The sequence below is a fragment of the Neobacillus rhizophilus genome (assembly GCF_018343535.1).
Taxonomy (GTDB): domain Bacteria; phylum Bacillota; class Bacilli; order Bacillales; family Cytobacillaceae; genus Neobacillus; species Neobacillus rhizophilus.
Window position 1 is genome coordinate 437,842 of the sequence record NZ_JAGYPF010000005.1, and the last position, 14,419, is coordinate 452,260.

General features: G+C 40.7%; 16 protein-coding genes. 12 read left to right on the top strand and 4 right to left on the bottom strand.

Going from position 1 to position 14,419, the window contains the following annotated elements; genetic code table 11:
- Positions 1–109: 109 nt before the first annotated feature.
- The 3 genes from efp to KHA99_RS25055 form a co-directional block, all read right to left on the bottom strand.
- Complete coding sequence (efp, locus tag KHA99_RS25045) at positions 110–667, bottom strand: elongation factor P (protein WP_213120206.1); 558 nt, start codon at positions 665–667, stop codon at positions 110–112.
- Positions 668–688: 21 nt separating this feature from the next.
- Entirely contained in the window at positions 689–1,750 is a 1,062-nt protein-coding gene (locus KHA99_RS25050) for a M24 family metallopeptidase (protein WP_213120207.1), read from the bottom strand.
- Between the two features lie 78 nt (positions 1,751–1,828).
- On the bottom strand, positions 1,829–2,326 hold the full coding sequence (locus KHA99_RS25055; protein WP_213120208.1) for a YqhR family membrane protein: 498 nt from the start codon (positions 2,324–2,326) through the stop codon (positions 1,829–1,831).
- Positions 2,327–2,562: 236 nt separating this feature from the next.
- Between KHA99_RS25055 and KHA99_RS25060 the strand changes: the two genes are divergently transcribed.
- Both KHA99_RS25060 and KHA99_RS25065 read left to right on the top strand, forming a co-directional pair.
- Positions 2,563–3,507 (top strand): DUF1385 domain-containing protein, encoded by a 945-nt coding sequence (locus tag KHA99_RS25060; RefSeq protein WP_213120209.1) that lies wholly within the window; start codon positions 2,563–2,565, stop codon positions 3,505–3,507.
- Between the two features lie 57 nt (positions 3,508–3,564).
- Positions 3,565–3,954, top strand: coding sequence for an SA1362 family protein (locus KHA99_RS25065; RefSeq protein WP_284036025.1), 390 nt, complete (start codon positions 3,565–3,567; stop codon positions 3,952–3,954).
- Between the two features lie 32 nt (positions 3,955–3,986).
- Here the strand turns inward: KHA99_RS25065 and KHA99_RS25070 are convergent, their stop codons facing one another.
- Positions 3,987–4,871: a patatin-like phospholipase family protein gene (locus KHA99_RS25070; RefSeq protein WP_213120211.1), complete on the bottom strand. Its 885-nt coding sequence runs from the start codon at positions 4,869–4,871 to the stop codon at positions 3,987–3,989.
- A gap of 254 nt (positions 4,872–5,125) precedes the next feature.
- Between KHA99_RS25070 and KHA99_RS25075 the strand changes: the two genes are divergently transcribed.
- The 10 genes from KHA99_RS25075 (at position 5,126) to KHA99_RS25125 (ending at position 14,409) form a co-directional block, all read left to right on the top strand.
- Positions 5,126–6,919: an urease accessory protein UreH domain-containing protein gene (locus KHA99_RS25075; protein ID WP_213120212.1), complete on the top strand. Its 1,794-nt coding sequence runs from the start codon at positions 5,126–5,128 to the stop codon at positions 6,917–6,919.
- A gap of 29 nt (positions 6,920–6,948) precedes the next feature.
- Positions 6,949–7,440 carry a DUF6803 family protein gene (locus tag KHA99_RS25080; protein WP_213120213.1) on the top strand — a complete coding sequence of 164 codons (492 nt, stop codon included), beginning with the start codon at positions 6,949–6,951 and terminating at the stop codon, positions 7,438–7,440.
- 180 nt (positions 7,441–7,620) lie between these two features.
- The gene (locus KHA99_RS31630; RefSeq protein WP_338088289.1) at positions 7,621–8,073 is read left to right on the top strand and encodes a PCYCGC motif-containing (lipo)protein; all 453 of its coding nucleotides are present in this window, start codon (positions 7,621–7,623) and stop codon (positions 8,071–8,073) included.
- Between the two features lie 10 nt (positions 8,074–8,083).
- On the top strand, positions 8,084–8,737 hold the full coding sequence (locus tag KHA99_RS25095) for a c-type cytochrome (RefSeq protein WP_213120216.1): 654 nt from the start codon (positions 8,084–8,086) through the stop codon (positions 8,735–8,737).
- A gap of 249 nt (positions 8,738–8,986) precedes the next feature.
- A complete protein-coding gene (locus KHA99_RS25100; protein WP_213120217.1) occupies positions 8,987–10,051 on the top strand; it encodes a hypothetical protein in 1,065 nt (354 codons plus the stop codon).
- A gap of 13 nt (positions 10,052–10,064) precedes the next feature.
- Positions 10,065–10,517 (top strand): cytochrome c maturation protein CcmE, encoded by a 453-nt coding sequence (locus tag KHA99_RS25105; protein ID WP_213120218.1) that lies wholly within the window; start codon positions 10,065–10,067, stop codon positions 10,515–10,517.
- Between the two features lie 25 nt (positions 10,518–10,542).
- Complete coding sequence (locus KHA99_RS25110; protein ID WP_213120219.1) at positions 10,543–12,525, top strand: heme lyase CcmF/NrfE family subunit; 1,983 nt, start codon at positions 10,543–10,545, stop codon at positions 12,523–12,525.
- Between the two features lies 1 nt (position 12,526).
- On the top strand, positions 12,527–13,033 hold the full coding sequence (locus tag KHA99_RS25115; protein ID WP_213120220.1) for a cytochrome c-type biogenesis protein: 507 nt from the start codon (positions 12,527–12,529) through the stop codon (positions 13,031–13,033).
- A 12-nt stretch (positions 13,034–13,045) separates the two neighbouring features.
- Entirely contained in the window at positions 13,046–13,417 is a 372-nt protein-coding gene (locus KHA99_RS25120; RefSeq protein ID WP_213120221.1) for a hypothetical protein, read from the top strand.
- Positions 13,414–14,409 carry a hypothetical protein gene (locus KHA99_RS25125; protein WP_213120222.1) on the top strand — a complete coding sequence of 332 codons (996 nt, stop codon included), beginning with the start codon at positions 13,414–13,416 and terminating at the stop codon, positions 14,407–14,409. The genes KHA99_RS25120 and KHA99_RS25125 overlap by 4 nt, the downstream gene beginning before the upstream one ends.
- The last annotated feature ends 10 nt before the right edge of the window (positions 14,410–14,419 follow it).

Consider the following 14,419-nt stretch of genomic DNA (forward strand, 5'->3'; position numbering starts at 1 on the left):
GCCCAAATAGGGTCTTAAGGCTCTTTTTAGCTAATAAGAAAGTATAAATTCAACTACGCGTCTGTCATCGTCCTAACGGACTCGCCAATCGGCCAGTTTTAATTTACAATTAAGCTCTTGATACGTAAGTACCTTCAGCTGTGTTGATGATCAAGCGATCACCTTGGTTAATGAAGAAAGGAACCTGAACGACAAGGCCGGTTTCCATCGTTGCCGGCTTGGAGCCGCCTGAAGCAGTGTCACCTTTAATGCCAGGCTCAGTTTCAGTTACTTCAAGTTCAACCGTATTTGGCAGCTCAACTCCAAGTGTTTCGCTTTGGAACATCATGATATGAACTTCCATGTTTTCCTTTAAAAACTTTAATTCATATTCAATGCTTGTTCCAGGCAGTTCAACCTGCTCGTAGGACTCCATGTCCATAAACACGTGTTGGTCGCCGCTTGCATACAGATACTGCATTTTACGGTTATCAATTTGTGCTTTTTCTACTTTTTCACCGGCACGGAATGTTTTTTCCTGCATGGCTCCGGTACGCAGGTTACGCAATTTGGAGCGGACAAACGCTGCTCCTTTACCAGGCTTTACGTGCTGGAAGTCCATGACGCGCCAAAGGCCGCCATCCACTTCAATGGTTAATCCAGTACGGAAATCGTTAACAGAAATCATTGGCAAATCCTCCTAAAATAGTTACAAAATAATTAAGTCTTTTGTAGAATGTGTGAGCCTTTCGTTATGATCCTTCGTAATAAGCGTATCGTCTTCAATTCTAACGCCGCCAAGTCCAGGAATATAAATGCCTGGTTCACAAGTTACAACCATACCTGGTTCTAAGATAATGTCAGATTTTAATGAAAGAGCCGGTCCCTCGTGAACCTCAAGCCCGATCCCATGTCCGGTTGAATGTCCAAAGTACTCTCCGTACCCTTTCTCTGTTATGTAGTCCCGAGTTAAAGCATCCGCTTCTTTTCCTGTCATTCCAGGTCTGAAACCATCGATGCCGCGTAATTGAGCTTCGAGGACAATCTGATAAATTTCTTTCAGCTTGGCGTCAGGCTCGCCGACAGCAACAGTCCTTGTAATATCGGAAACATACCCTTTATAATAGGCACCAAAATCAAGGGTGACCATATCCCCTTTTTCAATGACCTTGTCAGAGGCAACACCATGTGGAAGAGCCGAGCGATACCCTGAAGCGACGATGGTATCAAAGGAAGAAGATACTGCTCCGGCTTTTCTCATAAAGAATTCCAGCTCATTCGATACTTCCAGCTCCGTTTTTCCCGGGCGAAGGAAGTCTAAAATATGTTTAAATGCGGCATCAGCAATATCCGCTGCTTCCTTTAATATCTTAATCTCTGAATCGGTCTTTATCAAGCGTAACTTTTCGATTAATCCCGAAACAGGGACAAGTTCAGCTTCGACCTCTTTTTCATATACTTTAAAGGAGGAGTATGTTAAATAGTCCTCTTCAAAACCTAATTTTTGAATCCCTAATTTTTTCGCCTGTTCAGCGACTTCTTTAGGAAGCGTATCTGAAAATTTAATGATTTCAAATCCTTCACATTGCTTTTGGGCTTGTTCAACATAACGAAAATCTGTAATAAATAGAGCTTTATCAGCACTGATTAAAACAATACCTGCTGTACCTGTGAAATTTGATATGTAACGGCGGTTATAGGGGCTTGTAATAAGTATGCCATCGATTCCCTCTGCTGAAAAACTTGACCTTAATTTTTCTAATTTCTCCATCGTGTCCACTCTCCTTTTCCAATCCGTTAACGGACACAATCATTTTATCATAATCAAACTAATACGACTAATAACAGTTTAAGTGGCTGGTTCGTTTTTTTGTACTTCTTGATTTTGATATTCATAGCTGATCGAGTAACCAACGAAAATTCCATACAGAATATAGAGACAAAGGGAAGACAGGATGGTATCTCTGCTTAAATCGAAAAATGGTTTCATCCCAGGAAAAAGGGGATTCAGAACAACAAAAACAATTAAAAATAATATGATTCCATACCCTAAGCCAATCCACATACCTTTCAGCTTTTTTAATAACGCATAATATAGGTAGGCTGCACCAACTGATAGCACGCCCATGATGAGAATGGACAAAATCGTTCCTTTCCAGCCATATTTCCAGTTCCCCAGCATCCATGGTTCAAGGATTATATTTGGACGGATTTCTGTTAAACTAAAGTAGCATGCAAAAAAACCGACCGTTCCCCAAAAAACCCCTCCAAATAAACCAGTCCAAAAGACCATCACCGGTAGGGACATTGGCTTAGGGTATGTTCCCGTTTTTTTATCAGCAGCCATTAAAACAACCTCCATTACTTTTTGATACCAATTATTTTCTGTCCAAAATAAATACCAATTTTATTATGCCCCTGTAACGACAATCCTTGCATAAAAAAATAATTTTCTAATTTAAATGGAAAACTTATGTCATATCCTAGAGGTTTTTTCGGTTTTCTAGTAGAATACATTTAAGTACATACAGATTTATCATTTCTGCTATCGTGCTACTTTTGCATAGGTTGGTGTTCTAGCTAATGTCTAATACACAAAAGAATGTTTATGGCGGTCAAGCCGTGGTTGAAGGAGTTATGTTCGGAGGTAAACATCATTATGTTACTGCAATAAGGAGGAAGGACCATTCAGTCGAATACTTCCACCTGCCGCGTAAAACAAATCCTTATTTAACGAAAATTAAAAAAATTCCGTTTATTCGTGGAATCGTTGCTATAATAGAAGCAAGTGCCAATGGTTCTAAACATTTAAATTTTTCAACTGAAAGATTTGATTTAGACCCAAAGGAGGATGACACCTTAAAGGAAAAAGAAGTTTCAAAATTGACGATGTACTTGGGTGTGGCAGTGATCGGGGTTATCTCATTTTTATTTGGCAAATTTGCCTTCACACTAATTCCTGTTTTCTTAGCGGAATTGACAAGACCCATTTTTTCATCGGATTTTTCCCAGGTTCTGATCGAAGGACTCTTCAAGCTTATCCTTCTTCTTTCCTATATTTATTTTGTTTCCTTAACACCCTTGATTAAAAGAGTGTTTCAATATCATGGTGCTGAGCATAAAGTAATAAATACCTACGAGTCCGGAGTGGAACTAACTGTAGCTAATGTTCAGGCCCACTCAAGGCTTCATTATCGCTGCGGAAGCAGTTTTATCTTATTTACTGTTTTTGTTGGTATCTTTGTTTATATGCTGGTGCCAACTTCGCCGCTGTGGTTGAGAATTGTTGACCGCCTTTTATTAATACCGGTTGTGTTGGGGATTTCCTTTGAAATCCTCCAATTTACAAATAAATTAAGAGACGTTCCTGTCTTAAAATATTTAGGCCTGCCAGGTCTTTGGCTTCAGCTTTTTACAACGAAAGAGCCAAACGATGAACAGGTGGAAGTAGCCATTCTCTCCTTTAAAGAATTGTTAAGAAGAGAAGAGGAAACAGACAGATTCGTCAAACAAGAAGAAATTGTCTAAATCGTTGTTAGGAAGTGTTTAAAAGAATAAAAAAATGCTTATGATGCTCTTAGGGAGGTGGCTTTCTTGAAAAATCGGACATCCGCATATATTGTGGGGGTACTTATTATCCTTGCTTTACTTGGGCTTTATGGTTCTTTTACGGCTGACCCGGCTGCATTTTTGCAAAAAATAGCTGTCTTCGTTTTAATTGGTTTGGTCATATATTTTGTTGTTCGCAAGTTTTCAAATTCGAGCCCTCAGAAAAAAGAGCAGCGGGCATTTCTTAAAGCAGCAAGAAGGTCTAAAAAACGCTTGCAGCATCGAAGTGGAGAGCCAAATGCAAAAGGTTCCACTTTAGGTACATTGACGACATTAAAGAAAGGCAAGGCCAAAAAGAAACCTCCTGCCCATCTTACCGTCATTGATGGAAAAAAAGGAAAAAAGAAAAATCGGGCGTCTTTTTAAACGCTCGATTTTTCTTTTTTCTAACTGCTTTATTAATAACTCCATTTATTCAAGAATCTCTTCGCCCGTTCCCTGCCTAAGTTTACAAGCTCCTGTTTCTTTTCCTCGGTTAAATGAAATTCAATGGTCATTACCCCTTCTGTCGGGATAAATATAATATTTTCGGCATGTTTTTTGGAAATATATCTGGAATCGTGGGCATCCTTCATGGTTTCAAACAACGCCCCGAAAAGCTCAATCGCGTTGTTTATTTTATGCTTTTCATGTTCGTATTCACTTGGACTTAATTTGATGCCTAGGACAGGTCTTGTTTTTTTAATATTCTCCTGGTCAAAAAGCCACATTGGAAAATTACTTAATACCCCTCCGTCCACTAAAACATTAGTCCCTTCCTTTGCCCGTAATCTTACAGGTTCAAAGAAATATGGGATGCTGCAGCTCATGCGGATGGCCTTGGCAATTGGAAAAGAGCCCGGTGAAATCCCGTATTTCGGTAAATCATCAGGTATAACAACCATTTGTCCGTTAGAAAGGTCTGAAGCGATAAACCTTAACGTATGAGGCGGTAAATCAGAAAATGTTCTTAATCCTTTGGCCTCTAATTTTATCCTAAGCCACTTTTCCAATTCGTTCCCTTTGTAAAGACCTAATCTCCAATAAAGTAACAGCCATTTGGCGAGTTTAAAAGGTATGATGGTTTTGCGGGTATCGAGCAGATTAGTTAGATCCACTTCGTCAATGAGCTGATAGATTTCTTTGCTTGTATAACCTGCGGCAATTAAAGCGGCTATTATGGAGCCAGCACTAGTTCCAGCGACCCTGACAAATTTAAAACCGCGTTCTTCAATTTCTTCACACGCCCCGATAAGCGCAAATCCCTTTATTCCTCCTCCGGAAAAAACTCCATCAATATTCATGGCAGCCACTCCCAATGATGTACTCATTGTTACATCTTTAAGCGGCTGTTTTACAAAATAGTACGGGAGACAAGATAAATATTTTAGTGGATAATCTCGTTTGGGCAGCTTGATGGTTGTTCAAGAATTAGAAAAATTATGTCCACAAATTGGTCACCAGGCTCTCATTTTTCTTCATACCACCAACATATCGGTTTTTTATACTTTAGCTATCAAGATGGTAAAGGGAATTCGTTTAAAGGCTGGTGGCCGCTATGAGTGTCAAACGGATCAGATTAAAGGTTTACGATATGACTTGTTCGTCCTGCGAAAAACGGGTAGAAAGAACCGTGAAAAAGCTTGAGGGGGTAAAAAATGTTCAAGCAAGTTTCAGTGGTCAATTTGCTGATATTGAATTTGACGAAGACCAATGTACTTTAGGCCTGCTGAAAGGCGCAATCCGACAGGCCGGATACAGTACGGAGGGTTCAAAGGGCTATAAGTTTATCGGCATTTTTATCATTGTTGCTGCTATTGTCCTCCTTGGCATCAATACCGGCAGCTTTAATATGGAGGAAAAACTTAACTCCGCCTCGTATGCCGTTTTGTTTGTCGTTGGGTTAATCACCTCGCTCCACTGTGTAGGAATGTGTGGTGGCATTATGCTGTCCCAGACGATTGGTAAAGAAAAAAATAATAGATGGGATGCCGTAAAGCCATCGCTTCTTTATAACCTAGGGAGAGTGACTGCTTACACCATCATTGGCGGAGTTATTGGAGCAATCGGGTCAGTGTTTGCCCTTTCGTTGGCAGCCAAAGCCGGACTTCAGATATTTGCAGGGGTATTTATGATGATTATGGGATTTAATATGGCTGGATTCCGCCTCTTTAGAAAGCTGCATTTCAAATTGCCTGCTATCACTTGTAAGCCGGTGAAAATGCCAAGAACGCCCTTTCTGGTTGGGTTTCTTAATGGCTTAATGCCCTGCGGACCATTGCAGACGATGCAAATCTATGCGCTTGGTACGGGTAGTGCCTTAACCGGGGCATTGTCAATGTTTATGTTTTCCATTGGTACGGTCCCGCTGATGCTGAGTTTTGGAGCTCTCTCGGGTCTGTTAAGCAACGGGTATACAAAGAAAATCCTTAAATTCAGTGGAATTCTAATTATTGTGCTCGGGCTGATTATGAGCAGGAGGGGGCTGGCACTTGCCGGTGTGCAAACTGGTCCGCTGGACATCATGGCAAGCGTTGGCGGAACCAACTCAAATACGTCGGCGAATTCAACTGATGCGATTAAAGCAACCATCAAAGATGGCGTGCAGGTTCTAAATATGACGGCGGACGTATACGGTTACACCCCAAGAGTTTTATATGTAAAAAAAGGGATGCCTGTCAAGTGGGTGGTTGATGTCAAGCAGCTTACCGGATGCAATAATACGATCGTGGTTCCTGATATGAATGTACAGCAAAAGCTGCAAAACGGTAAAAACGTTATTGAATTTACACCGGGAATTGAAGATATCCCATTTAGCTGCTGGATGGGAATGAAGCGGGGCATGATTAAGGTGGTCGATGATCTTGGGGAAATTTCTGCTTCGAGCAGCAATGCGGACGGAATCGATGCCTCGACTAAGTCAACAGCTGAAAGCTCTTCGCAGACAAAAGCAAGCATATATGGAAATGATATTAGCAAGGTTCCAACTGAGCGTCTGGTAAGAAAGGCTGAGGTTTATAATAATCAACAATCCTTAGCTGTCAAAGGAATTGGCTACGAGTTTGAACCTTTAGTTATGGTGGTTAATAGAGGAATTAAGACGAAGCTGACTATCGATTTATCACAATTAGATCAAGCTGCCGGGAGCTTTTTAATCCTGAATACAAAAACAAAGCAAATTGCGGCTGAATTTACCGGTAAGGAGGCGATTGCCGAAGTTGATTTCACACTGGACCGCACTGGAACTTATGGAATTTATCTTAATGAGGAGGAATTACTAGGGATTATTGAAGCTGTTGATGATGTAACGGCTGTTGACTTAGAGGTAGTGAGAAAACAGTTTCTTAAATAATATAGAGTATTTGATAGGAGAGAGAAATTATGAACATGACACATTATATGGGATTGCTTGCTGATAATCAGCCCTGGAATTTAATTATCTTTATGGCCATTCCAGTCATATGTGCGGAAACAATCGCTGTTACTGAACTGGGTATCTTATTTACCCGTAAGCTCGATGGTTCCTTAAAGAGAGTAAATAAGGCAGTCAGCATTTTTGCCGGGATTTATTTCACTGGAATATTTTTATATCTCCTAATGAATGCGTATATCCCGCTGACGGCTAACGGCGAATGGAAAGGATGGATTGACGTAACCGCCGTTACCTTCTACCTTCTGGGGGTTGTGCCGTTATTAGGCATGGCGCTTCTTGACCTGGGGATTTTCTTTAAAAATAAAACTGCTGTTGAAAAACTAAAAACACATGCCTTTTTTGTAGGGATGTTCTTAGTAGTTGCGCATGTGGCAATGATTTTTGGAATGGTTGACCCATCCATTGGTACAAGCACAGGCGGCCACATGATGAACATGTAGATACCCATCGTCGGACATTCCTTACGGAGACTCCGGCGATTTATATTTTTTCTTTGAATCTATTATTTATACTTTATCAAGCTTAAAAACTTCACCAAATAGTAAGAATTAGCGCCTGATGGCTGTCTTTCTATTTGTTAAAATAAATTTGTGATATCAAGCTGGAAGGGGTGACAACTTTTGAAAAGAATACCTTCACTTTTTGTTCTTTGTTTTGCTATTGTCCTTATAGCAGCTGGGTGCGGATCCAATGTCAGTGATAAAAAATGGGCCCTTGATAAAAAGCACGAACCGTTGCCTGATTATGTGTTAAATTCATCTGATCAAATTAAAGAAACCTATATTATGGCAGCTACATACCCGAAGGTACTGGCGCAGGTCCCATGCTATTGCGGCTGTTTTGCGCAGGATGGCCATGAGAGTAACCTCGATTGCTTCGTTGACCAATTTGGGTCGGGTAATGCAGTAAAAGAATGGGATTCGATGGGAATATCGTGAGACGTCTGTATAGATATCGCCCGGGAGGCGGTAGAGATGCATCTTGACGGTAAAAGCCCTAAGAAGATTTATGACCTAATTACTACGAAGTATGAAGATTTTGGGGAACCGACTCCTACACCTGAACCAAAATAAGGAGCAGCCCATGAAGAAAATTTTAATCGGAACCTATATTTTAATTACAATTGGCATTGTCTTTTGCATTGCCAATAGCGGCATTTTCAGCAGTGAAAATTCCAAGGCCATTGCGGCAGGTGAAAAAGTGTATGCAAAAAACTGTCTTGCCTGTCATGGCGAAACAGGAAAAGGTGAAGGAGCAAAGGACGGGACAGCGATCAATAATCAACATTTTTTAAGTTCCGTTTCTGATCAAGACCTTTACAATTATGTGAAATATGGGCGGGAAGGGACAAGCATGCCTTCCTATGAAACTCGTTTGTCCGACAAGGATTTGAAGAATCTAGTAACGTTTATGAGAGAATGGCAGACTGAGGAACTGGACTTAAAAGCATCGGCATCTATATTAGGAGACCCTGAACGAGGCAAGGAACAATATAAGCTTTATTGTCTCTCCTGTCACGGGGAAAATGGAGCAGGAAAAATCAAAATGGGAACAGTCCTTTCCAGTCCCCAATACTTGAAATATACAAATGACAAACAAATTTGGATTGGGACAGCTTATGGGCGTGAAGAAACCCGGATGGGACCATCATTGAAAGGCCAAGAAGGCGCCCGACAACTCACCGAACAGGATATTTCTGACATAACCGCCTATATCCGTTCGCTAGAAAAGAAATGACGTAAAAACAGCTTTGAATCTTTTAAAGGATTTAGGGCTGTTTTTTTTTTATGTAAAAAATATCCCATTTTTACAAATGTGAACAATTTATGGTTATTTTTTGACGAAAAGGTAACGATTGTTGCTGGTTAACAAAATGTTCAATAGTCCATCAACAACAGGCAACCGAGAAAGATTATATTTATTTCAAAGAGGACTATAGTGAAAAAGTCACGGTTTTAACCAGCTTTTGATTCAAGGAGGATGACTATGCGAAAAAAGAAATGGATGGCATTATTCGTTATTTTAGCATTTATGACAAGCCTGATCGTACCAAAGGCAAGCGCAGAGACAGTTTTTCAGCCGGAAAAGTTTCCATATAAGAGTATGCAGATTCAAGTCATGCCAGAGTTTGACTATCCGGAGGATTGGCCGTCGAGGGATATTCCTTCCTTGCTGGTAGGTATGTACGGAACGATTACCAATAAAAGCGGGCAAGATTATGATGGGAAAATAGAAATTCCTGTTCCTGCAAAGGATAAAGGGTTTGAGGCCTTCCTGGTAGCCGAATTTCCAGAAAAAGATAAGCCTGAGGTTCAGCGGCCGTATGATGTTGACAAAGACAAGGGAGTGGTTGTCTGGAAACCGGGAAAAACCATTAAAAATAACGAAACCTATCAATTCGTAATTGAATACTATACGCAGTCTATTGATGTGAAGGACCAAAAAAGTTTTACATACGAATTTACAAACAGAGCTGAAACAGAACAGCTTGGTGTTGTGTTTTACGCGCCGATGAATGCCAAGGATATTCAAGCTGAGCCAAAGGCGCAGGAGAATTCAAAAAACGAATATGGAGAAGAACTTTATTTCTATCAATATAAAAATGTAAAATCCGGTGAAAATTTAAAATATTCCTTTGCTTACAAGAAAACGGGAACAGAATCAACGATGGAAGCGATGAGCAAGGTTAAACCACCAAATGATGAAAACCATTCTGGCGTGAACGGCAGCGCGACTGATCAAGTTTTAGATGGCAATGGCACTGGCACTAAGGACACTGCAAAACGTCCTATTATTGGCATCGGTGGAGCGTCCATTATCGGAATTGCACTGATTATTGCCGGTGCATTCGTCTACCTAGGAATGAAGGCAAATGCGGCAAGTACGGCCAAAAGACAGAAACAAACAAAACCTCAAGTTATGAAACAGTCTTCGAGCAAAAAAGAAATTAAGACGATGAATGTTGAAGCCAAAAAGGAACTTAGGAAAAAGCTGTTAACAGGCAAGATTGACCAAGAAACGTACGATGAAGAAATGAAAAAATTAATTTAATGAGGTGAAAAGAATGAAGAAAAATACGTTAGTTCTCCTCGGTGGTTTTATCATTGCTGGTGCAATTGTTTTTCTCTTAATGGCTGCCACTCCAGGTTCGAGCGGAATTGAATTAACCTTAAAAGACCTCTTGGCCACCCAAGATGAGCATAAAGATGATTTTGTGACCGTTGAAGGACTATTAATCGAAGACTCTATTAAATGGAATCCTGACAAAATAGAGTTGAAATTTGATGTGAAAGACAACGAAGGACATATCATGCATGTCATCCATAATGGGCCAAAGCCTGATAATTTCTCTGAAGGGGTAATCACCATTCTTCAAGGCTCGCCGACCAAAAAAGATACTTTCGCTGCTGAAACAGTGAAAACAAGATGCCCTTCCAAATATGAAGGAAAAGACATGAAGAACTACGATCCGGAAACCCATAAGGACAAGTTGAATCAGCCACCGAAAGAAAAATAACAGGTAAACATAAGAAGGTGACGAAATGTATCTATTTGCTAATGCAGCCATTTATATTGGATTTGCGGTTGCAATCTATTCACTCTTGGTTATAACACTTGGAATCAGTACGAAAAATCAAAAGCTCATAAATAGTGGAAAAGGCGGAACTATTGCATTGCTGGTTTGTACGTCACTGGCCATGCTGTCGATGTTCTATCTATTAGCTACTTCCCAATTCCAATTTGAATACGTAAAAGACTATACAAGCAGCGAACTGCCGATTATTTATAAACTGACTGCCCTTTGGGCAGGTAATGCCGGCTCCTTGTTACTTTGGACATTCTTCTTAACTTTATATACCGTCATGATTGTGTTTTCAAGGAAGTTGAAAGGGAACCCAATGGTTCCATACATTTCAGCCATCCTAATGGCCAATGCGGTTTTCTTCTTCTTTATCTTGGGATTTGTCGCAAAGCCATTTGTATTGCTTGATAAGGTTCCGCTTGAAGGAAAAGGATTAAACCCAATGCTGCAAAATCCAGGGATGATTATCCACCCCGTTACACTTTACCTTGGTTATGTAGGTCTTGCCATCCCGTTTGCTTTTGCAATGGCGGCCTTGATCATGAAAAACGTTGATGATTTCTGGATTAAAATGACTAGACGCTGGACCATTATCGCGTGGTTATTCTTGAGTCTCGGAAATATTTTTGGAGGCCAATGGGCATATGTAGAATTAGGCTGGGGCGGCTACTGGGCCTGGGACCCGGTTGAGAATGCTTCGTTTATGCCTTGGTTGACAGCCACTGCCTTTCTGCATTCAGTGATGATTCAAGAGCGGAAGAACATGCTTAAGATCTGGAATATCTGCTTAATTATCGTTTCCTATGCCCTGACACTATTCGGCACTTTCCTGGTTCGAAGCGGAGTATTGACATCAGTGCATGCCTTTGCGAATTCCAATTTGGGATTATATTTCTTAATCTTTATGGCTATTGCTGTCATTGGCGCATTGTATGTGCTAATGAGCCGCTATAATCTGCTAAAACGCAGTGCAGGAGAGTTTCAATCCTTTGTCTCAAAGGAAAGCAGCTTTTTAGTTAATAACTTACTTCTTGTTGGTGCAGCCTTTGCTGTTTTCTGGGGAACAATTTTCCCGCTCGTTTCAGAAGCAGTCCGCGGCACAAAGGTAACGGTCGGCTTGCCATTCTTCAATAAAGTAGAAGCGCCGATTCTATTGTCCATGATGTTTGTGATGGCAGTTTGTCCGCTCTTGGCTTGGCAGCGTTCAAGCGTGAAAAATCTTCGAAAGAACTTTTTGATTCCCGCCATCCTTGCTGTTATCGCTATGGTTTTAATGGTGGTGCTGGGTATTCAGAAAGCGTGGGCCGTCATTGGCTACGGAGTTATTACTCTATTATTTATCACTCACTTTTTAGAGTTTTATAGAGGGGTGATGGCGAGAAGAAAGATGACGAAGGAAAAACCGTTAACCGCCCTTTACCGCCTGATGATTCGAAATCGTCGCCGTTACGGGGGATATATTGTCCACCTTGGAATTGCCTTCATAACCATGGGGATTATTGGTTCACAAAACTATGATGTTGAAACAATGAAAACTGTACCATTAGGCGGTTCGCTTGAGATTAATAATTACCGGCTAAATTACGAGCGGCTTGATCAGAAACGAGAAGGTATAAACGATATTGTTTACGCTGATGTAACGGTATTTAAAAATGGAAAAAGATTAGGTACTTTCCAGCCCGAAAAGGTTTTCTATGGAAACTGGGAGCAGCCTTCTTCTGAAGTGGCGATTATCTCCTCAATGAAGGAAGACTTATATATTGTTTTAAGTGCCTGGGAGGATGATGGGAAGGCCACATTTGTGGTAAAGGTTAATCCGATGATGAACTGGTTATGGATGGGCTCATTTATGATTGTCATAGGTGCACTTTTCGCCGTTTGGAACGGAAAATATGGAAATGTTACTCCGAGATACACCGGGGTACGCAAAGAGGTGGCATAGCGTGAGAAATAAAATTTATCTGGGGCTCCTTCTTATTGCGTTTATCTTCCAAGGTTCAATCCTTCATGCAGAAGCAAAAGAAGAATTTGACTATAAATCACCAGAATTTAAAGCCGTTGCACAGCAGTTTGCCTGTACATGCGGATGCGGGCAGGACCATTATGAATGTGATCCCAATACATGCCAGCTGACAAAGGATTTTAAAGCTGACCTTGTCGGTATGATGAATAAAGGCTGGGATAAGGACAAGATTCGGCAATATTACGTGAATATTTACGGCGAAGAAATTTTAACCGCACCTGAGAAAAACGGATTTAGCTTAACTGCTTGGGTATTGCCATTTGTGGCATTAGGTACCGCTGGTGGTGGATTGTTCTTTGTTATTCGTAAATGGGTCAAACGAAAAGGAACGGAAGAACCAGTGATGGAAAATCAGACGACTGAGGAAGAAGTGGAAGGCGAAATACTCTCTTCCATAATAGATGAAGAACGCAAAAAGTATCTATAGGATGTGAACAAAATGCACGATATCTCCATCATTTCGATGATTTTTTCCGCTGCCTTGGCGTTGACCTGCTTGTTTCTAATATTGTCACCGTTATTTAAGTGGGATACGTACTTACATCTCGATTCAAAAAATCAAGACTTGGCTACAACAAAGGAAGCCTTATTGACAACGTTAAACGAAATAGAGTTTGAGTACAAGATGGATAAGATTTCTCCCGCCGATTATAAACATTTAAAAAAACAATATGAAACAGAAATAGCAACCATCATGAAGGAAGAAGAAATGATCAGCGGCACAACAGATAAAGATTTAATGGCTGAAGTGGAAAAAGAAATTGAAGAACAAATGAAAAGCTACAAAAACAAAAGGAGGGATGAAAAGTGATTCGAAAAATCACCATTCTCCTCCTGGGTCTGATGCTGTTTATTCCTGTTAAGGGGTTGGCAGCATCCGCCCCCAATATATTGATTGATATGCATTACCTGGTTGTCAGTCCGGCCGAAGACGGTTCAACAAATCTGATGAATATGGTCGATTACACAAATAAATCGGCAGAAGAGTATAAAGGCGATGGCCAGAATGAAGCGGTATTAACCGTAACGCTGCCGGAAGGGGCCAAGGATTTAAATTTTCTTGATAACAAAATTGCTTTTAAACAGGTGGATAAAGGATTTATTACAACTACATCGATTCCAGGCAATCAAACCATGGTACTGCCCTATAGCTTTCGGATGCCAAAGGGAAAAGAAATTAATCTAATCTCTGATTACCCGGTTCAGATGCTGCAAATTCTCGTACCAGAGGGCAGAGGAAGCATCGAGATAACAGGGGCACAATCAACCAATCAGGGTCTATTTAAATTTGATGATCAAAATTATTGGGGATACAGTATTGAAAATTTAAAAGCGGGTCAGTCCTTTAAGCTGGGTTATAACAAGGATGTCCAGCCTAAAGCTGATAGCGCCACGCAAACACAGGCAGCGGGGGGAACTGCTAAAAATACATCTGTTACTCACACGGCACCGGCTTTCCATAATCCTGGCCACCTCAGGATGTGGGCGCAATCACCATTGCACCGTTTTAATCCGCATATTTTTCTGATTATTTTAGGGGCAATCGTTATTGCAGGAATATCCTATTATGCCTACTTTAGAAGAAAAGCGAGATTTGAAAGTGAGCGACTTGGTGCTGATAAGGAGGAAAAGGCTTTTAAGCTGTTAATGTCAAAGCAGAAAGCGATCCTGGATAAGATTATTGAATTGGAAGAAACCTTCGGTGATGGAAAGCTGACTGAAGAGGAATATCACGCTAAGCTAGATGCTTACAAACAGCATTTGGTTCAGGTGAAATTAAATTTACGCAATTTTGTAGAATAGCAGCTGGAGT